This is a genomic window from Streptomyces sp. MBT53 (assembly GCF_016654115.1).
In the GTDB taxonomy this organism is placed as follows: Bacteria; Actinomycetota; Actinomycetes; order Streptomycetales; family Streptomycetaceae; genus Streptomyces.
Genome location: NZ_JAEQAZ010000172.1, coordinates 1 through 19754, shown reverse-complemented (window position 1 = coordinate 19754; position 19754 = coordinate 1). Strand labels below are relative to the sequence as shown.

Here is a 19754-nt window from a genome sequence, read left to right as displayed (position 1 = left end):
CCAACCGGCCTGTGAAGAACCAACCCGGCGGCCAGGGCGCACACGCCCGCCACCGCCAGAAAAGGAGCTGCCCCGTGGAACATGCGGGAGCCGAGCCCTATTCCGACTCCGGCAAGCCCTCGTGGCCGCCCGTCACCGTCCCCGGCCAGCTCGGCCACCACACCGGCGAAGCCCCGCCGATCGCCAACGACGGTGCGCCTGACGTCACTTCGGCGGATCAGCCCACCGAGGAGGTAGTGCCGGATCCGGATCCGACGCCCGGTTCGGTGCTGCTGGACGAACTGCGCGGGCAGATAGCGAAGTTCGTGATCCTGCCCTCGTCCGAGGCGCTGGACGCGGTCACGCTGTGGGTGGCGGCGACGCATCTCCAGCCAGCGTGGCAACACGCGCCGCGTCTGGCGGTGGCGGGACCAGCGAAGCGGTGTGGCAAGTCGCGGCTGCTGGACGTGCTGACCGAGACGGTCCATGAGCCGATGCTCACCATCAACACCACACCGGCGGCCATCTTCCGGTCGATCACCGAGGAGAACCCGCCCACGCTCCTGGTGGACGAGGCGGACACCATCTTCGGCACCCCGAAGGTGGCCGAGAAGAACGAGGAGATGCGCGGCCTGCTCAACGCCGACCACCAGCGCAACCGGTACGTCACCCGGGTCGTGGGCAACGACCACACCCCGCACCGCTTCGCGACCTTCGCCATGGCGGCCATCGCGGGGATTGGCGACCTGCCCGACACGATCATGGACCGGGCCATCGTGATCCGGATGCGGCGCCGGGCCGAGGGCGAGAAGGTCAAGCCCTTCCGCTCCCGCCGCGACATCCCGGCCTTGCATGAACTGCGGGACCGTATCGCTGCGTGGGCCAGGCCGTTGCTGGACGAGGCGGCAGAGCTGGAGCCGGTCATGCCGGTGGAAGACCGGGCGGCCGACACCTGGGAGCCCTTGGTCATCGTCGCCGACCTGGCCGCCGGGTCCTGGCCCCGTCGCGCCCGCGAGGCGTGTGCGCGGATGGTGGCCACAGAGGTCGAGGCGGAGGAGGAGCGACCCGGCGGCGCGCGGATCCTCGCCGACATCCGCCGGGTCTTCGTCGCCCAGCGGGAGGCGGACAGCCTCTCCACGGACGAGCTGCTGTACCACCTGCGCAAGGACGCCGAGGCTCCGTGGGCGGAGTGGGGGCGCAGCGGGCTGGACTCCCGCGTTCTGGCACGGATGCTCAGCCCGTACGCCATCAAGCCAGGCAACGTCCGCCTCGCAGACGGGACCCAGCGCAAGGGCTACATGCGCAACAAGTTCCTCGACGCCTGGCGGCGCTACTGCCCCACCGTCCACCCGGTGGACGCCGGGCCTAGCGCCTCCGCCTCGGGCTGAGGCCCGCATCCCCCGGGTGGCCGTCCCTGCCGTCCCTGCCGTGATCCCGCAGGTCAAACGGCATGCAGACAAGACGGCAACCGGGGGCAAGACGGCAACGCGATCATGAAGGCCGCGTTGGAGGGCCGGGACCACGCCCCGATCCGTCTTGTGCCGTCCCGCCCGTCCCCGCCGTATCGCCGCAGGTCAGAGCGGCATCCGCTGGGACGGCAGACCAAACCCCGTGCCGTACCTGCCCTGACCTGCGCTTGCAACGGCCAAGACGGCAAAGACGGACCACACGCCGACGCCCAGGAGCACCCCGCTTGACGAACCTCTCCACCGCCAGCAACCCAGACGACCACCTCGACCAAGGACGGCCGACCACGACCCAGCAGGCCGCCGAGCGATTCACGCTCATCGCAGCGGGCGTGGTCATCGTTGCCCTCACAGCCGGCGGGTTCTGGCTCTCGTACGCGCATCTCGCCGAGGTCGCCGGACAGCATGGGCTCAGGAACTCCCCGGTCCGCCAGTGGGCCTGGCCGGCGACCCTCGACGCGTTCATCATTGCGGGCGAACTGCTCATGCTCCGCGCTGGTTTGCGGCAAGCGACCGACGGGTGGGCCATCGCCCTCACCGCCACCGGATCGGTCGGCTCCATCGCACTCAACGTGGCGGGCGTCAGTGGCACGGGTGGCACCGGCGCCGTGCCCCTGCTCGACTATGTGGTCGCCGCGGTCCCTCCGACCGCCGCGCTGCTGGCCTTCGGTGTCCTGATGCGGCAGATCCACCAGCTCGTCGCGGCGCCCTCCGATGCCACTCAACGCCACAACACCGCCGACCGCAGCCACAACAGCACCCAGATAGTCCGTCTCGCGGAAGACGGTTCCGGTCAGCCGCAGCCTGCCGCTCTCGAAGTGGCGGACCGGCACTCCCACGTGGCACAGGCTGCCACCAACCTGCCGGAGTTCCCGGACCCTTCGGACGAGCCGGAAGACCAAGAGTCCAGCACGGTCTCCGAGGAACTCCTCACCATCGCCCGCACCGCGCCACTCGGACGAGGAGGACGCGCTTCACGCCGCCACATTGAAGCGGCGATACGAGACAAGGGCCTGTCCATCGGCAGGGCCGACGCGGAAAAGGTCAAGGACGCCTTGCAGACCGAACTCGACGAAGCCGCCTCGCAGCGGCAGGCCGAAGGCGACAGGGCATCTGCCCGCGCCTTCTGAGACGACCGCTTCCCGCCCCACGAACGCGCCACGGAGAACCCCCTCATGCACGACCCGGGCTACGAACCCCCCACTCCCCAACGGGAGATGACCACCACCGCAACCCAGCCAGCAAGGTATCCCGTTGGACCGTCCAAGGGCCGGTCTAACGAGGGTGCCTCCGCCCCAGGAGTGGCGGAGGGGCTCGGGCACCAGGGGGTGCCCGAGGAGGACAAGCTCGTCGAGACCCCCGCCATACCGCTGCCGCGAGCAGCCGATGCCGCCGCACTGCACCGAGTCGCCCGCCGCCGTCAGCGCGAACCCGTCCAGCGCAAAGAGCGCGTCGACGTGCGCTACAGCACCGACGAGAAGACCGCGATCCTCGCCAAGGCCCGGTCCCTGAACATCGCCGGCGCCCACTACGTTGGCGCCGTTGTCATGGCCCACCTCCACGGCGACCTCGCCCTCCCCGGCCAGCGCACCCCGCTCGACGACTACATCGACGAACTGACCGCCCTGCGCCGCGAGGTCGCCTGGATCGGCCACAACATCAACCAGATCACCAAGAAGCTCAACTCCGGCGGCCATCCACACCCTGGGGACAGCGCCATGCTGGCCCAGGTCGAACCCGCCTTGGACGCAGTAGGCGCCACCGTCGGCCACATCGCGTCCGCCGCGAACCAAGCCGTCGCCAAAAAGTCCGCCCGATGATCGCGAAGATCAGCGGCGGCACGGACACCGCGGGCCTGATCCGGTACCTGTTCGATACGAAGAAGGCCAAGGACCACACAGACCCCCACTTGGTCGCCTCCTGGGACGGTTTCGCCCCCGACCCCGGCCGCGCCGACGACTTCGACGCCACTCGAAAGCTCCTGGTGGCCGACCTCGACCTGCACGTCAAACAGGCCCGGCGACTGGGCCGCGCGCCCGAGAAGCACACGTGGCACTGCTCGATCCGGGCCGCCGAGAGCGACCGCCACCTCAGCGACGACGAGTGGGCCGACATCGCCCGCCGCGTCGTCGCGGCCACCGGCATCGCTCCTGAGGGAGATCCGGACAGCTGCCGTTGGGTCGCCGTTCGCCACGCCCCCGACCACATCCACATTGCCGCCACCAAGGTCCGCGCCGACCTGCGCACCGCACGCCACTGGAACGACTACCTCACCGCTGACCGCGAACTCGCCGCCATCGAGAAGGAGTACGGCCTCTTCCAAGTCGTCCGCGGAGACCGCACCGCCGCCAAGCGCCCCACCCGCGCCGAACAGGAGAAGGCCCGCCGCGCCGGCCACGACACGACCGCCCGCGAACGCCTGCGCACCACCGTCCGCACCGCGGTGGCCGCCGCCTCCACCATCGACGAGTTCGTCGACCTGCTCAGCCACATCGACGGCGTACTCGTCGAGGTCGTGCACTTCCCCTCAGGCGACGTACGCGGATACAAGGTCGCCGTCGCGGACGACGTCCAAGGCCCCATCTGGTACTCCGGCTCCAAACTCGCCCCGGACCTGTCCCTCCCCAAAATCCAGGAACGCCTGGCGAGTATGGGACCGCAGCCCACTGGACAGCCGGGCAAGCGCAGGCCCAACCCCTGGCACCAGGCCACCGCCGCAGCCGAACGCATCCCCCACCGCCTTGACCAGGCCGACGACGAAGCCTCCCAAGCACACCTGGCCGCCTTCGGTGAAGCTCTCGACGCGCTTCCCCTCGTCACACCCCAAGCCATACGTCCTCAACTCCGAGAGGCGGCAACCTCGTTCGAGCGCGCCACCCGCTCCCGCATCCACGCCGAACACCACCACGCCCGCGCCCTGCGCGGCGCCGTACGCGCAATGCTCCGCGAACCCGCGCCCAAAGACGGAGCCGTCCTGGCGATGTTCCTTGACGCCGCGATCCTCGTCGTCATCGCCGCCGCCCGCTGGCACCAACTCCACCATCACGACCAACAAGTCGCCGCCGCGCGCGAGACGCTCATCCATCTCCAGGCCGCTTACAGCCAAGCCGCAACTGCGCCTCTGGCCTCCCTCGCGCAACGCCGACCGCCCCAGCAGACGGTCGACCGACACATCCGACACCTGCGCCAGGCCGTGCCCCACCATGTCGAGAAGGTCGTCGATGACCCGGCCTTCGCCGCCCTCACCGCCACCCTCGCCGAGGCCGAGGCAGCGGGCCATGATCCGGAGCAGCTCCTTCAGCAGGCCGCCGATCAGCGAGCCCTGGACGACGCAGACTCTCCCGCACGAGTCCTGACCTGGCGTATCCAACGCCTCAGCACACGACCGGCGCCCAGCGCACGAGCCCGTGCTGCGCAGGCACGCAGCACAGTACGGACCGGCAGCGCACCACAACTCCCCGATGCCGCAGGCCACACATCCGCTGCCATCCCGACCTCACAACCCCCGCAAGCAAGGCGGCGCTGATCACGATCTCGCGGAGATCCTCGGGGCAAGCAGTTCCAGCACTTCTTCCCAGCGATACCGATCCGCCCCGCCGCCGGCCTTCGGCCGATGAGGTTCGTACGACCCGATCAGTACGCCCATCTCGCGCAGCCGCTCCAGGCTCTGCCGGTACGCGGGGTGGGCGGCCTGGGCGGAGTTCAGGTACGGCAGCACGGCGACCGGTACGCCCATGGCGGGTGCTTCGCACAGGATGCCCAGGGCGAGGTTGTCGGAGATCCCGGCGGCCCATTTGTTGACGGTGTTGAAGCTGGCCGGGGCGACGGCGATCGCGTCCGCGGGTCGGGTCGGGCGCGGTTGGTCCGGCGTCCGCCAGGCCGAGCGGATGGGGAGCCCTGTCTGCGCCTCGACCGCTTCCGCGTCGATGAAGCCGAGTCCTTGTGGGGTGGCGACGACGCCGACGTCCCAGTGCCGTTCCTGTGCCGCGGTAATCAGCTTGCCGACGTCGGTGGCGACTCCGGCCGCGCAGACGACGATCTGGAGGAACGGCTTGTCGGGCTGGTCACTCACGCGGGCACTCCCAGTTGGCGGCTGAAGTGGTGCAGCTCGGGCAGTGCCCGGCGGCGGTCGCGGGCTGCCATGTCGGCGACCAGTTCGCGTACGGCCGGGCGGCGGATGTCCTGAGCCGCACAGCTCTCGGCGATGCGCAGGGCCTGGTAGCCGTCGGCGAGTCTGCCCTGCTGACTGTAGGCGCGGGCGGTCTCCACCCAGAGCGCGGCCCGGCGCTCGAGGACGGGAATGTGCCGCCGCATGAGGGGTCGCGCGGTTTCCAGCGCGATGCCGGCGTCGCCGAAGGAGACGGCCGCGCTGATCTCATGCAGAGCCACGTTGGTGGGGCTGAAGTTCGCCCACGCGTCGGGCCGGTCGAACGAGACGTAGCGAGCCACTTCCTTGGCCTCGGTGAGGAAGTCCTGGGTGGTGGCGCGATCGCCGTTTCTGCTGGCGGCGGTCACCCCGCGCAGCAACAACAGGCCGACCGCCGCCAGATACCGGGGCGAGCGCTGGTCGTAGGAACCGGTGAGCTGGTCGGCAGTGTGGCGGACCATGTTCACGGCCTGGGCGGTGTGCTTCTCGCGCACGAGGACGTGGGCGTGAACGCGGACACTGGCGGCGAGGACGATGGGATCCCCCGACCGTTCCGCCTCGGCCATGGCCCGGCCGGCCGCGAGCCAGGCGTTGCCCTGATCGGCTCGCTTCAGCAGCAGACTCACCGATGTCTGGTACGCGGTGGCGAGCAACCCGGACGCCTCCGCAGAGCCGGACGAGCCGCCGGCGGCATGGCGCAGGTCGGTGATGAGACCCGGCAGCGTCCGTTCCAGATCCGTGTAGTCGCACGTGCAGAACATTCGGCGTACGTTCCGTGTCCGGTCCCGTAGCTCGTCGATGTCCAGGGCTTGCCTGGTGGCAGCAGGGCTCGTACTTGGCAGAAGTACCTGTACCAGGTCGAAATGTGCTGCGGTGGACGACGGCGGAGCCGCGAGAGCTGCGACGCTCGCGGCCAGGAAGGTACGGCGGTGCATGTCCTCTGTTCCGGGGTCGGCGGGGCTGGTGTCGGAGGAGGCGGCGAGACCGAGCCGGTGCGGTGGAATGTCCAGCACCTGCGCGATCTCGCGCAGCGTGCGCACGTCCTCGGTGCCCCTGCCGCTCTCCAGACGGCTCACCTTCGACTGGTGGTACCCCAGGGCGGCGGCAACCTCCGTCTGCGAACGCCGCTGTAACACGCGTGCCTGACGGATCACTTCGCCGATCCGTCTCGCTTCACTCTGTGCCTCGGCCATCTGTGCCACGGCCCCTTCTGCCGTCGCCGATCCTGCCTGCTCAACCGAGCGTAACCGAGCGGCAATTGACCGCGATGCAGCTCCTGCATAAGTCATGCGGCGCCGGCACACGGCGTGGCCCCGCCTGCCTCCGAAGCGGTTGCGTGGAGGTGCCACACCGATCCAGGAGGCCGCTCATGGAAGCGCATCAGATCCATTTCCCCGTTCACGGCACACCTGCTGCCGCCAGCTCCGCGCGCCGGCAACTCGCCATCGGGATACGGGCCTGGGACGCCTCCCTCGATCAGGAACTCCTGGAAACAGCGGAGTTGGTTGCCGCCGAGTTGCTCGCCAACGCGGTACGGCACGCGGGCCACGGCCCCATCTCGGCCGGCGCGCGCCTGAACGACGAACGCCTGCTGATCGAAGTGACCGATGCCAGCTCCAAGGCCCCGCAGGTCGGACTGCCTGACGCGGAAGAGGAAGGCGGACGCGGCCTGTTCATCGTCGCCGCCCTCGCGGACCGCCACGGGATCGAACCACTGCCGTCCGGCAAGCGGTGCTGGGCCGAGTTCAAGGTCAGTGGCCCGGACCAGCCCTCACGATGCCTTCCCCTGCAAAGGAGTTGACGGTTGACAGCCGTAAGGATTCCCCCGGTCGCCGCTGAAGTGGTCGCCATCCGGCCCGGCACCTCTCTCACCGGTTCTGTGACAGTCGACGGGTCCAAGAACGCGGCCCTGCCCCTCCTGGCCGCCGCCGCGGCCCTGCACCAGCCCGTACACCTGGGCAACGTCCCGGCGAACACCGACGTCGAAACGATGCTCACCCTGCTCCAGCAGTCCGGCTGGCACACGGCACGCCCCGTCACCGATCCGCACACCGCGGTCATCCTGCCCAGCGACAGGCCACAACTGGGCCCCGACCCCGAAACCGCCGCACGCATCCGAGCCTCGTACTACCTCGTGCCAGCGTTACTCGGCGCCTATGGTCGGGCCCGACTCCCCTGGCCAGGCGGGTGCCGGATCGGGGAGCGCGGCATGGAACAGCACTTCGCGGTCTACGAGCGCTTCGGCGACCGTACGACCGTCGACGACCGGGGCTACCTCGTGGAAGCAGCCGCCGCACGGACCGGAACGGTCTCGATCACGCTGCCCTTCCGCTCCCGAGGCGCGACCATCGCCGCGGTCCTGCGCGCGGTCGTGGCCGGACGGCCACTGCGGCTGGGCGGGCCCAACCTCTCGCCGGAAGTGCTCAGCGTCGTAGAGGCGCTACGGCTGGCTGGATGGCAGTGCCGAGTTAGCGAGTCCCTCCTCTCGCTCGCACCACCCCCGTCCGCCCCCACGGAGACCATCGCCTGGAAGGTGCCCGGCGACAAGATCGAGGCAGGCACACTGGCCTGTGCCGTCGCAGTGACGGGCGGCGAGGCGCGTATCTGCGGCGTACGCGGCGATGACGTCGTTCCCCTGGTCAGCGCGCTGCGACAGCTCGGTGTGCCCGCGAGCACCGAGGACGACGTACTGACCATCCACGCCCAAGACACCCACCCCACCAGCCGGCCGCTACGAGCCGTCGCCTCCCTCGCCCCCGGCGGCCTGGACGCCGACTTCGAACCGCCCCTGATGGCCTTGGCCCTCACCCGCCCCGGCACCCATCTCTTCTCCGACACCATCAACCCCGGCCGCCACGGCAACCTCCTGCCCCAATTCGCCCGGCTCGGCGCCGAGATCCACGACCTGTCGCCCACCAAGTGCCGTCTCACCGGCCCGCAGCAACTGACCGGCACCGGAGTGGAGGCCACCGACATCCGCACGGGCTCCGCCCTGCTCATCGCCGGCCTCACCGCACGCGGTGTCACCACGCTGGGTGGCCTCGACCAACTCCGGCGCGGACACGCCGACTTGCCCACCAAGCTCCACGCCCTAGGTGCCGACATCTGCGAGGTCACCCCATGAGCCGACGGTTACGGAAGATCATCGCTACGACGGACGTCCACTCGGCCTTCGACGCGGGCATGCCGATGCTCACCCACCTCCACACCGCCAGGGCCGAGAGCCTGATCGTGGACTGCGGCGACTTCTTCGAAGGGAGCGGCTACTACCGCTTCGGCAAGGGCCGGATCGAGCGCGAGATCCTCACCAGCCTGTACGACCTGCTCGCGCCCGGAAATCACGGCTGGCCGCACTACTTCGAACCAGGGCTGCACGAGATGACCGTGTGCGCCAACGCCTCCGACGCCAACGGCAAACCGCTCTTCGACCGAGTGCGCATCAAGCGGATCGGCGGCCAACGGGTCGCTATCACCGCGGTGATCGGTCCCCAGGCGTTCAACACGATCCCGACCCGCGACCGCATCGGCCACCGCGTCATAAACCCGGCTCACGCCCTGCGCGAGGTGATGCTGGAGAACCACCACCGAGCCGACGCCTGGATCGTGTTGTCCCACTCCGGCTTCGAGGAGGACCTGAAGCTGGCCGCCGCCTGCCCGTTCGCGGACGTCATCTTCGCCGGCCACTGCCACAGCGACACCTACGGCCCGGTGCGCATCGGCGACACGCTGGTCGTCAAAGGACGCGAACTCGGCATCGGCTACGCCACCGCAGAACCCGTTGGCAATGGATGGGGCACCCGCACATGCACCTTTCCCAACGCAGCCGTAGTTCCCGAAGACCTCTCCATGGTGCAGGAGAAGATCTCCCTCTTCAGCCGGAAGCTGGCGAGTCCGCTCGGAACCGTGAACGAGCCTTATCGCAATGAGGAGTTGGACCGCAGCCGTCTGCTGCGAGAGATCGCCGGCCGACTCCACTCCGGCCTCGGCGCAGACGCGGTGATCCTCAACGAGACCGCGCTCCGTTCCGTACAGCTCGGCGAAGTGCTCACCCTCGGCGACCTGTTGGCCATCGAGCCCTTCGACAACCACCTCGTCCACGCCGTCCTTCCTGACGAGCACGCCCAGGACCACGACAAGCTGCTCACGCAACTCATTGAATGCGTAGGCCCGTTGGTCATCGCCCCCACGCCTCTTCCGTCGGCGATGAGCAGCGTGCTGACGACGGGCTACCTCGCCGACAGCCACATGGGCGGCCGAACACATCAAGCCGGGCTCCGGCTCAGCCAAGCAGTACGCCGCGTCCTGGCCACCACCTTGCCCGGCGGTGCCACCGAGGGAGGCGAGCAGTGATCCTCACCGGCCCCGAGATCACCGCCGCTGCCCGCGACGGTCGCCTGACCATCGACCCCTTCGAGCTGGAGCAGGTCAACCCCAACAGCTACAACGTCCGCCTCGGTCCCACCCTGCTGACCTACGCCGACACCGTGATCGACTCCTACCGCCCCAACCTCACGCGTGAGATGCAGATCGGGACGGACGGATACGTCCTCCAGCCAGGGGAGTTGTACCTCGGGCACACCCTCGAACAGGTCGGCTCCAACTCCTTCGTACCGCTGCTGTTCGGCCGCTCCTCGGTCGGCAGGCTCGGCCTCTTCGTCGAAATCACCGCCCCCATCGGCGACATCGGCTTCCACGGCCAGTGGACGCTGATGCTCTCGCCGGTCCGTCCGCTACGGGTGTACGCCGGAATGAAGATCGCGCAGATCATGTTCTTCGTCTCCACCGGTGAAATCGACCCCTACCAAGGCAAGTACCAGGCCGCCACAGGACCGCAGCCGTCGAAGTACTGGCGGGACGTCGCCCCGTTGCAGGCGGTCGCCTCATGATCCTCACCGGCCCCGCAATCAGAGCTGCCCTTCAGGCCGGCGAGATCACGATCGAGCCGTACGATCCCGCCCGTCTCTCCCCGAACGCCTACGACTGGCGGCTCGGCGACACTCTTCGCGTCTGCGCCGGTGAACTGGACGCCGCCGCCCCCACCGCGTTCGTCGAACAGGTCATCCCCGCAACGGGCTTGGTGCTGAAGCCGGAGGTGCTCTACCTCGGGGTCACGCTGGAGAAGACCGGTTCAGAGACGTACGCGCAGATGCTCAACGGCGATCGGACCATCGGTTCACTCGGCATCTGGGTCCACGTCTCCGCCCCGCTTGGCCACCAAGGCCACGCCATCCGCTGGACGTTGGAGATCCGCGCGGCCAAGTCCGTCCGGGTCTATCCGGGGATGACCTTCGGCAAGCTCGTCTTCCTCACCGCCTTCGGCATACCGGCCAGCTACCAGCAGCAGCCCTCCAAGTACGCGACGACGGACGGCATCGACATCTCCCGCCTCTACGAGGAGATCCCCGGAGGAGTCCTGTGAGTCCCCGCCCAGCCGCCGGGCCGCTGGCCGCCACCCTGCTGGACCTGCCTGTCGGAAGCCCGGGCGGCAGCGTCGAACTCTTCCTCGACCTCTACACCGGCGACCGCCCTCTGATCCCCGCACGCGCGTTCATGCTCGGGCCGTCCAACGCGAGGCGCCTTCTCCCCGCTGGGCTCGACCTGCTGCCCGTGGCCGGCAAGTGCCTGGAAGGCCCGGCCTTCGGCAGCTACGTCACAGCCCTACGCAGGGCCCTCACTGCCGCGATCGACCCAATTCAGATCGGCGTCCTGCACCTCCAGCACCTGACCTTCGGCGCTACCCCAGCCCTGATCAGAGCCCTGCCCTTGCATCCCCGCATCGCCCTGGTCCACGGCATCGACCTGCTCTTCGCCGAGGCCCACCGCGATCAACTCCGCGTCCTGCGCGAGACTGCGAGAGCCGCAGACGCGATCGTCGTGCCGACGGTGGCAATGGCTGACCGCCTGCTCACGCTCGCCCCGCAGATCGACCGCAGGAAGATCACCCACATCCCCTGGGGCATCCCCAACCACCTACTCACCGACCCACCACCCCGGCCAACTCGCGCCTCTGCCAGCCACCTACGGCTGCTGTACGCGGGACGGCTGACCGCAGAGAAGGGGGGCGACGCCCTGATCAAGAGCCTGGCGCCCGTGCCAGGTATCGAGCTGAGCATCGCTGCGCCTAGGTCCCAATTCCACGCCCTGGCACCGTTGTTGCAACGGGCCGGCCTACGGCCCCGCTACCTCGGCTGGCTCCGCCGTCCACAACTGTGGAAGACGTTCGCCGACCACGACGTGCTGGTCATGCCGTCCACCACCCTGGAGGCCATGGGCCTGGTCGCACTGGAGGCCCAAGCCTGTGGACTGCCCGTCCTCTACCAACCCGTACCCGGCCTCAACGAGGCCCTCGCCGCCTCCGGAATGGCCACAGATTTCACCAACTCGGCCGCTCTCACCCGCGATCTGGATCGGCTGCGAACCTCTCCGGGCCTACTCTCCGCGCTGCAGCAGGCGGGCTACGCGAACGCTGCTCGCTACCCGCTGTCGGTTGCCGCACAAGCTCTGATCGACCTCGGCCACCAACTCTCCTGAGCCGGTACAGAAACCGGGCCATCCGGCGGGGCGAGGGCAGCCCCGCACGCCGTTCCTCCGCTCACCCCACCCGCGTCACTACGCTGACCGGCGGGATGCCCACTGCGAACAGGGAGACCATGACGTACCGCACCGACCGCATCGAACAGCTCCTGAGCGAAGGCGTCCGCGACAAGGTCTACCCCGGCGCTGTATGGGCCGTCGGAGACGCCGCCGGAACTCACGTCCACGGCGCCACAGGGGCCCTCGACCCCGAGCAGCCGGACATGCCGATGCGGTCCGACACCGTCTTCGACGCCGCCAGCCTTACCAAGATCCTCGCCGTGTGGTCCTCCATCGGCTCCCTCTGGGAAGAAGGCAAGCTCGACCTCGACTCTCCCCTCGGTACCTTCTGGCCCGAGGTCGAAGGCCACGCGCTCGGATCGGCAACCGCCCGCCAGTTGCTGACCCACACGGCCGGCGTCCCCCTGCGGGCCCAACTCAAAAACCTCTACGGCACCGACCCGCAGGACATCCGCGATGGCGTACTGAGAGAAGCACTGCATCGTCAGCCAGGAGAGGCTGTCGAGTACACCGACCGGGCCGCTCTCATCCTCGGCTATCTCGCCGAACACCTCTCCGGCCGGCGCCTCGACCAGCTCGCCGCGGAACGGACCTGGCAGCCGCTCGCCATGAACACCACCCGGTTCGGGCCGCTGCCCTCCGAGATCGCCGCACGGTGCGCACCGACCGAACTCGACGAGGACACCGGCACTCACCTCAAAGGCGTCGCCCACGACTTCTCCGCACGACTCCTGGGCGGCGTGTGCGGCATCGCCGGCGCCTTCACCGTCCTCGACGACCTCGCCGCTTTCCTGCGCCACATGGTGGGCGGCACCTCTGAATCTGAGCAGGCCGGCTTCGGGACGGCCTGGACGACCGAATCACTGACGATCCAGACCGGTGAACTGGAGTCCGCACGCGGCCTGTTCTGGCACCCGGCTCCCGGAACCGATCCAACCCAGGATGTCTGGGTGCACTACGGCTTCACCGGAACCGGCATGTGGATCTCACCCGACCAGGGGCGCTGGGCCGTACTGCTGACCAACAAGCTCTACTACACCCGCGACCGCCAGCCCCTCACCGAGATCCGCAACGTCTTCCGCGAGCTCGCCTTCGGCTGAGACAGAGGACCGACTCACGCCGCCGGCTCGAAGGTGACTCCAACTGCAAGTAGTCACACGGGGGTTGAGGTCGCGAGGATGAAGGGATCAGGCAGCAATTCTGAGGTGGACCGCGCCTCGCAACTGGCTGCGAGCGACGAAGGGACACCAGCCGTGGCTCAGCGGACCACCGACGACCAGCCCAAACCCCTACCGCCCGCCCTCGAATCCATGACCCTGCTGGTCGCCGCCGTCATCGTCCACGATCAGGCCACCAACCGCGTCGTCCTCCTCCAACGCAGCCAGAACGCCAAGTTCGCCCAGGGCATGTGGGACCTTCCCGTCGGCAAGAGCGAACCCGGCGAGCCCGTCACCGAGACCGCAGTACGCGAGCTGTACGAGGAGACCGGGTTGACCGTGAAGCCTGAGGCCCTGAAGGTCGCCCACATCATCCACAGCGCGTGGGGCGTTGAAGCTCCAAACGGCTTCCTCACGGTCGTCTTCACCGCCCACGCATGGACCGGCGAACCCGAAAACCGCGAACCTCGGAAGCACGCCCAGGTTCGCTGGATCGATACCAACGCCATCCCAGAGGCGTTCGTGGAAACAACTGCCAGTGCCCTCCACGCCTATCTCAATAGCGGTCCTCAGGTGTCACTTGACGGATGGGAGTAGAGGCGAGCCAGTTTTGAGAGAGCGTCAACAACTGCCGGCAGTGCCCGATCAAGGCCGCCTCTCCCCGCACCGGTGCCCGGAAAGTCGCCATCCTCCCGCGCGATCTCCGCGAGGTCCAGTCCGAATCTCGGACTGAGCAGCAGACCCAGGAATGGCTGTCGCACTACTCGCGGCGGGTCGCTGTCGAGAGCACGATCGGCGAGTTCGTCAATGGCCACGGCATGCGCCAGTACCGCTACCGTAGCGAAGACAAGGCGCGCGTCCAGCACGTCCTCACCGCCATCGCGGTCAGTCTCGAACGCGTCGACGTCCATCTCTCGCCGATGCCGACTCGCCAGCCTCGAAACCCGACCGCTCTTCAGGACCTCCTCGGCCGGCAGCCCATCCCCCGCCCTGGTCCTGGCGTGTCGCCACACACCCCTCAGGCTGAACTGATCATTCTGAAGGCGGTGGTCACCGCCTCGCCCCGAACCCCTGTGGGTCGGGCCACACGAGCAGCGCAATTCCGGCCTCGGGAACAGCCCGGCCGTGCGCGGTCAGGAGGGCTGCCGGCCGGACGGGTCTCCACCAGGGTCGTCAGCCATCTCGATGACCGCGGTGATGCGCTTGCCCACCGGTTCCCGTTGGACACAGAAGGTCTGGCTCACCGCCATGGCGATCTCCAACCCGTGCTGACCGATCCGTTCCGGGTCGGCAGCCTGGACCGACGGCAGCGCGGTGCTGCTGTCCCACACGCTGATCCGGACCGCGCCGTCGCTGATCTCCAGGTCCAGCAGGCAGGGGCCGGGCGCGTATTTGCGGGCGTTGGTGACCAGCTCGCTCACCACCAGCTGCACCATGCCCATAGCCCGAGCTGACACCGGCAGCCCGTGCACGGCCTGCACAGACACGAGGAAATCGCGGGCCAAGGCGCGTGCCTCCGCGATCTCCGCACTGCCTTCGAATGCGGCACCGGCCGTGATCGGACGGTCGACGAGCGGCTCCTGGCCCTCGGTTTGCCCAGCAAGGTCCATGGAACCGCCTCACGTCCCAAGCGCCGCTATTGCCCTACTCGCCTGCCCCCGGATCATCACCTCACGCGCAAACCAACGAGGTCTGTTTCCGGGAAACCGCTGCGGGTACCCCCACCTGGGCAGAGTTAAAGGGAGGGAACAGAACGCGAGCGGGCAGGCCGGGGAGTGGCGCTTCCTTACCAACCACGCCCGCGTGCTGTTCGCCATCGCACGCGACCCTGCCGCCCGGCGCCGCGACATCGCCGCTGTCTGCCGCATCACCGAACGCACCGCGCAGAGCATCCTCACCGACCTCGAACAGGCCGGCTATATGCGCCGCGAGCGCGACGGACGACGCACGCGCTGCATCCTCTGCCTGGACGGCGTCCTCCGCCATTCCTCAGAGGCACACGTACCGGTCCGGGAACTGCTGGACATCTTCACCTCTCGCGCCGACCAGCACTGGCCAGCGCCCACCCGCTGGTAGCCGCTCAAAATCAAGCGCTTAAGGCCAACGGCTGTACTGTCCCGTGGCCAAGTTCTGCCAAGGCTGCTCGTCAGACCAGGGCCTCTCCAAGGTCCTCGATAGCGTCAGGCGCTGAGGGGCGTGGGGCTTCAGGACCCGCGAGTGAAGCCCACTTGTGCTGGCGGGGGTTCTGGAAGGTCGGTCACCGAGGTGGGATGTAGAGACCATGCCGCGCGGTCGGGCGTACGTTTACGGGACAGGGCCAGATATGGGTAGGTGAACTGCCCGGCAGGGACTGATCGTTGTGTGGCACGACCGCAGCCGGAGGCATGGCCGGCCGATGAGGTGCGCGCCCCGTAACGGCGGCGGGCCTGCGCGCCCGTGGTGAAATCCTGACAGGTCATGGGAGGGTTTCGGCTTGGGCTTCCTCCCATGACCTGGCGGTCCGGGATGCCGGACTCCTGGTGATGCCCGCCCGCGAGCACCAGCACTCCGCCATTGCTCAGTGCTTCGGTGACGGGGCCTCACATTTGTGGTACTGGGCGGCAGGTTCTCGGTGGACCAGTTCAGAGCGCACACGCATGGCGCCGGGTACCCAACCAGGGTGACGTCATCAGGGTGCGGGCGACGAGGGAGGGTTCCCCTGGCGTCGCCGTGAGCTGAAGGAGCGGGGTCTGGCTCCCCACCTCGCAGGGGCGACGGGGAGAAGCGGGTGGGCCGGGGTCCGGTGCGGCCTAGTCGGTGGCGAGCATGCCTGCGCGGAGTTTGGCGAGGGTGCGGGAGATGAGGCGGGAGACGTGCATCTGGGAGACGCTGAGGTGTTCGCCGATCTGGGCCTGGGTGAGTTCGTCGACGAACCGCATGTGGATGATGCGGCGTTCGCGGTCGTCGAGTTCGGCGATCAGGGGGGCCAGGGTGTTGAAGTCCTCGACGAGTTCGAGGGCGTTGTCGTCGAGGCCGATGAAGTCGGCCAGCGCCGCTTCGCCGTCGTCGCTGGAGCTGATGGCCGCGTCCAGGGACGCGGACTTGTAGCCGTTGGAGGCGAGGCGCGCTTCGTTGACCTCTTCCTCGCTGAGGCACATCAGCTGGGAGAGTTCCTTGACGGTGGGCGTACGGCCGAGCCGGCTGCGGAGCTCCTCGTTGGCCTTCGCGAGCTGGACGCGGGCCTCCTGGAGGCGGCGGGGGACGTGCACGGCCCAGGAAGTGTCGCGGAAGAAGCGCTTGATCTCGCCGGTGATGTAGGGGATGGCGAAGGAGGTGAACTCGACTTCGCGGGTGAGCTCGAAGCGGTCGATGGCCTTGATCAGGCCGATCGTGCCGACCTGGACGATGTCCTCCATCTCGTCCTGGCCACGGCTGCGGAACCGCGAAGCCGCGTACCGGACGAGGGTGATGTTCATTTCGATGAGGGTGTTGCGCGCGTACTGGTGCTCGGGCGTGCCCTCTTCGAGAACGGCGAGCTGGTCGAGGAACAGCCTGGTCAGCTGACGGGCGTCCTTGGGGGCGACCTGCGAAGGGTCCGCGATCTCCGGCAGCACCCGGGTCTGCGCGTCTGCCGTCTTCGTCACCGTCATGTCAGGCCCCTCCCGCGTTGTCCGGACTCCGTGCCGCCGGTTCCTTGTCCGCCGACAATCATCGGCCTACCCGGGTTCACGGAATGCATACCCGGCGATTTCAGAGGGATCAGCCGGCTGCCGTCGGCCCCGTCCCTCGCCCCACCCGTTCACGTCCCTTCATGACGCTCCCTCGTGGGCGCGGGCCTCGGTGATGCCGTCGGTGTAGAGCAGCGTGGGGTCCAGTGGAGGCTGGACGCGGGGAGGCCGGGGAGTCGGGTGCAGGTAGGTGGTGGTCCCCAGATGTGCGTGGTGTGCCGCGCGTCGACGAGGCAGGGGGAGCGGGGCCTGTCGACAGCCGGACGATCGAAGGGGGTGCTCCCGATTTCTTCGGTCAGGGTCTGCGTTTTAGATCATGCGGCGAGTTTGCGCTTCGCCTGGCAGACGGTCCCGCCGTGCTGTGGACGCCTGACTCGCTGGCCCCCGCCCGCCGGTACCAGGCGCTGGGCACCGGCGGGATCGTCGCCGGAGCCCTTTCGCGTTCCCACTGTTCCTTGGCCGCTGCCGTCCTCGACCGATGCGGCCCGGAACGGTCAGGCGGGCTGGGTGAGTTCGGCGCGGCCGAACAGCAGCGCGTATCCGGTCGGGAGCTGGGTCAGGATGCGGTCCAGGAGGCCGGGGCCGGCCAGCTGGCCGACGACGGCGAGGACGGCTCCGGTGTCCCAGCGGGCGGTCGCGGGGGTGGCACCGGTGCGGGCGGCCAGGTCCTTGACGAAGCCCCAGCCGGTGAGTGGCTGGGGGGCCGGGATCTGGCCGGTGAGGTCGAGTGCTGCCTCTACGGGCAGGCAGGCGGCGAGTTCGACGCGTTCGTCGCCGGTGAGCTGGCGGCCCAGGGCCTCCAGCACGGCGCGCGTGACGTCCTCGGCCCGCTCCCGGGTGGGGTACGCGCCCTCGTAGCGGATTCTTTCCAGCATCTGGTGAAACGTCGTGCAGGGCCGGGCAGAAGCCGGTTCGCGCAGCGGAAGCATCGGGGAGTGGTCGCCTTTCTCGTGCGATGGGCTTGTCGCTGTTGGGAAGGGCCGGCCGGATGAGGGTCGACCGGCTGTGGGGGCGCGCCGGGGTGTGCGGGTTCAGATGTGATCGGGATGGCCGAAGAGGAGGTCGTAGCCCGGTGGGAGTTGGAGCAGGAGGCGGCGGGTGAGTTCCTCGCCCGCCGCGTCGGCGGTCACGCTCAGGACGGCGCCGACGTCCCAGGCGGCGGTCTGTTCGGTGGCTCCCTCGATCCATGCCGCGGTCGCCCGCAGGAACCGCTCCGGGGAAAGTGGCTCGGTGGCCCGCAGCGGGTTGAGAAGGATCATGGCGAAGGTTTCCGGGAGGCGGGCGGCCAGCTCGGCCCGGACCTCGCCCACCAGATGCGCGCCCAGCAGTGCCAGGACCGTGCGGGCGGCCCGCTCGGCGTCCTGGGGTGTGGTGTACTCGCCGCGTTCTCGCACGTGGTCGAGGAATGCTTCCCAGCGCATGGCCGCCCCTGCCTTGTCTGCGTCGTTGTGCGAGGGAGGTAGCGCGGAGGACGGGAGTTGAGGGGGGAGACCGATGCCCGTCCTCCGCCGTCGGTGCGGTCGAGGGGATGGCTCCTCAGCCGCTGATCTGCCGGGGCTCGGCCTGGCCGCCGATGGTGATCCTGCGGGGCTTGGCGCGCTCGGCGATCGGGATCCGCAGGGTCAGCACCCCTGCTTCGTAGTCGGCCGTGATGCGTTCGGTGTCCAGGGTGTCGGCCAGCACCAGCTGACGGGAGAAGACGCCCAGGGGCCGCTCGGAGAGTTCCATCTGCACGTTGTCGGCCTTCGCGACCGGGCGGCGCTCGGCCTTGACGGTGAGCATGTTCCGCTCGACGTCGATGTCGATCGCGTCCTTCGCCACACCGGGCAGGTCAAGGGCGATCACGTACTCCTCGCCCTCGCGGTAGGCGTCCATCGGCATTGCCGAGGGCCTGGACCAGGTGCCGGTCACACCCGTCAACTGCTGGGCAAGCCGGTCGAGTTCGCGGAACGGGTCGGTGCGCATCAACATCGCGAAAACACCTCCACAGGTCTGGCAGGAACTGCCAATGCGCTTCGTCTGGCACCGTTGTAGCATGTCATCCAAACGATGACAAGCTGAGTGTCATCCGAACGATGACGCCGAGAGGATCTTCATGGACACCTCCCCCGCACCTCGTGACCCCACCTCGTTCTTCGCCGCCGCGGCAGCGCTCCACGCCATCAACGAAGCCGTCCGCACCGCCCAGATCCCCCAGGCTCCACCATCCGCCGAAGGCGGCCAGGCCAGCTCCGAGGAAGCCCTGGCCGCCCTGCTCATGCTGCGCGAGCTGCGCGAACAACTCGCCGGATGGGAACCCGGACTCATCGAGGCGGCCCGTGCGGCGGGCAACAGCTGGGCCGACCTCGCCCACCCCCTGGGCGTAGCCAGCCGCCAGGCCGCCGAACGCCGCTACCTGCGCGTACGCCCCGGCACCCCCGGCACCACCGGCGAACAGCGCGTCCAAGCCACCCGCAACCGCCGCGCCGCCGACCGGACCCTCACCGCCTGGGCCCGCACCAACGCCGCTGGCCTGCGCCAGCTCGCCGGCCAGATCACCGCCCTCACCGACCTCCCCGCCCGGGCTCACACCCCCCTGGCCCGCCTCACCGAAGCCCTCGCCGACAACGACGCCGCCAACCTCATCGACCCGCTCACCGCCATCCACCCCCACCTCAAGGCCAACCACCCCGACCTGGCAGCCCGCATCCCCACCCTCACCCAC

Annotated in this window: 21 protein-coding genes and 1 pseudogene; 15 read left to right on the top strand and 7 right to left on the bottom strand. The window is 68.9% G+C overall.

The annotated features are described in order from the left end of the window. Window positions 1-74: 74 nt before the first annotated feature. The 4 genes from JHN45_RS40110 (at window position 75) to JHN45_RS40095 (ending at window position 4971) form a co-directional block, all read left to right on the top strand. Window positions 75-1367, top strand: a complete 1293-nt coding sequence (locus tag JHN45_RS40110; RefSeq protein WP_201054393.1) for a DUF3631 domain-containing protein — start codon at window positions 75-77, stop codon at window positions 1365-1367. A 305-nt stretch (window positions 1368-1672) separates the two neighbouring features. Then, on the top strand, window positions 1673-2575 hold the full coding sequence (locus JHN45_RS40105) for a DUF2637 domain-containing protein (RefSeq protein ID WP_201054392.1): 903 nt from the start codon (window positions 1673-1675) through the stop codon (window positions 2573-2575). Between the two features lie 45 nt (window positions 2576-2620). Continuing rightward, window positions 2621-3265 carry a plasmid mobilization relaxosome protein MobC gene (locus tag JHN45_RS40100; RefSeq protein WP_201054391.1) on the top strand — a complete coding sequence of 215 codons (645 nt, stop codon included), beginning with the start codon at window positions 2621-2623 and terminating at the stop codon, window positions 3263-3265. Beyond that, complete coding sequence (locus JHN45_RS40095) at window positions 3262-4971, top strand: relaxase/mobilization nuclease domain-containing protein (RefSeq protein WP_201054390.1); 1710 nt, start codon at window positions 3262-3264, stop codon at window positions 4969-4971. Before JHN45_RS40100 ends, JHN45_RS40095 begins: the two co-directional genes overlap by 4 nt. Here JHN45_RS40095 and JHN45_RS40090 read toward each other — a convergent pair whose 3' ends face one another. Both JHN45_RS40090 and JHN45_RS40085 read right to left on the bottom strand, forming a co-directional pair. Then, window positions 4972-5517, bottom strand: coding sequence for a flavoprotein (locus tag JHN45_RS40090; RefSeq protein WP_201054389.1), 546 nt, complete (start codon window positions 5515-5517; stop codon window positions 4972-4974). It lies immediately after the preceding gene. Further along, on the bottom strand, window positions 5514-6785 hold the full coding sequence (locus JHN45_RS40085) for a helix-turn-helix domain-containing protein (protein WP_201054388.1): 1272 nt from the start codon (window positions 6783-6785) through the stop codon (window positions 5514-5516). The genes JHN45_RS40090 and JHN45_RS40085 overlap by 4 nt, the downstream gene beginning before the upstream one ends. Before the next feature lie 176 nt (window positions 6786-6961). Here JHN45_RS40085 and JHN45_RS40080 point away from each other — a divergent pair, with 176 nt between their 5' ends. From JHN45_RS40080 to JHN45_RS54845, 9 genes and pseudogenes are all read left to right on the top strand, one after another. Beyond that, entirely contained in the window at window positions 6962-7393 is a 432-nt protein-coding gene (locus JHN45_RS40080; protein WP_033285132.1) for an ATP-binding protein, read from the top strand. Window positions 7394-7432: 39 nt separating this feature from the next. After that, entirely contained in the window at window positions 7433-8716 is a 1284-nt protein-coding gene (locus JHN45_RS40075) for a UDP-N-acetylglucosamine 1-carboxyvinyltransferase (RefSeq protein ID WP_201054399.1), read from the top strand. After that, entirely contained in the window at window positions 8713-9942 is a 1230-nt protein-coding gene (locus JHN45_RS40070; protein WP_201054387.1) for a metallophosphoesterase, read from the top strand. Before JHN45_RS40075 ends, JHN45_RS40070 begins: the two co-directional genes overlap by 4 nt. Further along, window positions 9939-10478: a dCTP deaminase gene (dcd, locus tag JHN45_RS40065; RefSeq protein WP_201054386.1), complete on the top strand. Its 540-nt coding sequence runs from the start codon at window positions 9939-9941 to the stop codon at window positions 10476-10478. The genes JHN45_RS40070 and dcd overlap by 4 nt, the downstream gene beginning before the upstream one ends. After that, window positions 10475-11011, top strand: coding sequence for a deoxycytidine triphosphate deaminase (locus JHN45_RS40060; RefSeq protein ID WP_201054385.1), 537 nt, complete (start codon window positions 10475-10477; stop codon window positions 11009-11011). The genes dcd and JHN45_RS40060 overlap by 4 nt, the downstream gene beginning before the upstream one ends. Further along, a complete protein-coding gene (locus tag JHN45_RS40055) occupies window positions 11008-12123 on the top strand; it encodes a glycosyltransferase family 4 protein (protein ID WP_201054384.1) in 1116 nt (371 codons plus the stop codon). The genes JHN45_RS40060 and JHN45_RS40055 overlap by 4 nt, the downstream gene beginning before the upstream one ends. A 119-nt stretch (window positions 12124-12242) precedes the next feature. Continuing rightward, a complete protein-coding gene (locus JHN45_RS40050; RefSeq protein WP_201054398.1) occupies window positions 12243-13286 on the top strand; it encodes a serine hydrolase in 1044 nt (347 codons plus the stop codon). Between the two features lie 153 nt (window positions 13287-13439). Next, window positions 13440-13940 (top strand): NUDIX domain-containing protein, encoded by a 501-nt coding sequence (locus tag JHN45_RS40045; protein ID WP_201054397.1) that lies wholly within the window; start codon window positions 13440-13442, stop codon window positions 13938-13940. 47 nt (window positions 13941-13987) lie between these two features. Beyond that, window positions 13988-14182 (top strand): annotated as a pseudogene (locus JHN45_RS54845) (transposase); the annotation flags it as partial. A 294-nt stretch (window positions 14183-14476) separates the two neighbouring features. On the opposite strand, the gene JHN45_RS40035 reads toward JHN45_RS54845, so the two are convergent. Continuing rightward, window positions 14477-14953 carry an ATP-binding protein gene (locus JHN45_RS40035; protein WP_201054383.1) on the bottom strand — a complete coding sequence of 159 codons (477 nt, stop codon included), beginning with the start codon at window positions 14951-14953 and terminating at the stop codon, window positions 14477-14479. A gap of 193 nt (window positions 14954-15146) precedes the next feature. Here JHN45_RS40035 and JHN45_RS53530 point away from each other — a divergent pair, with 193 nt between their 5' ends. Beyond that, the gene (locus JHN45_RS53530) at window positions 15147-15419 is read left to right on the top strand and encodes a MarR family transcriptional regulator (RefSeq protein ID WP_307783328.1); all 273 of its coding nucleotides are present in this window, start codon (window positions 15147-15149) and stop codon (window positions 15417-15419) included. Window positions 15420-16132: 713 nt separating this feature from the next. Here the strand turns inward: JHN45_RS53530 and JHN45_RS40025 are convergent. The 4 genes from JHN45_RS40025 to JHN45_RS40010 all read right to left on the bottom strand — a co-directional run bounded on the left by JHN45_RS40025 (window position 16133) and on the right by JHN45_RS40010 (window position 19021). Beyond that, window positions 16133-16972, bottom strand: coding sequence for an RNA polymerase sigma factor SigF (locus JHN45_RS40025; protein ID WP_201054381.1), 840 nt, complete (start codon window positions 16970-16972; stop codon window positions 16133-16135). 572 nt (window positions 16973-17544) lie between these two features. Then, window positions 17545-17979, bottom strand: a complete 435-nt coding sequence (locus JHN45_RS40020; protein ID WP_201054380.1) for a DUF2267 domain-containing protein — start codon at window positions 17977-17979, stop codon at window positions 17545-17547. A gap of 102 nt (window positions 17980-18081) precedes the next feature. After that, window positions 18082-18471 (bottom strand): DUF2267 domain-containing protein, encoded by a 390-nt coding sequence (locus tag JHN45_RS40015; RefSeq protein ID WP_201054379.1) that lies wholly within the window; start codon window positions 18469-18471, stop codon window positions 18082-18084. 115 nt (window positions 18472-18586) lie between these two features. After that, window positions 18587-19021 carry an Hsp20/alpha crystallin family protein gene (locus JHN45_RS40010; protein WP_200691174.1) on the bottom strand — a complete coding sequence of 145 codons (435 nt, stop codon included), beginning with the start codon at window positions 19019-19021 and terminating at the stop codon, window positions 18587-18589. A gap of 124 nt (window positions 19022-19145) precedes the next feature. Between JHN45_RS40010 and JHN45_RS40005 the strand changes: the two genes are divergently transcribed. Then, window positions 19146-19754: type III effector protein (locus tag JHN45_RS40005; protein WP_201054378.1), on the top strand; the 609-nt coding region annotated here is incomplete at its 3' end.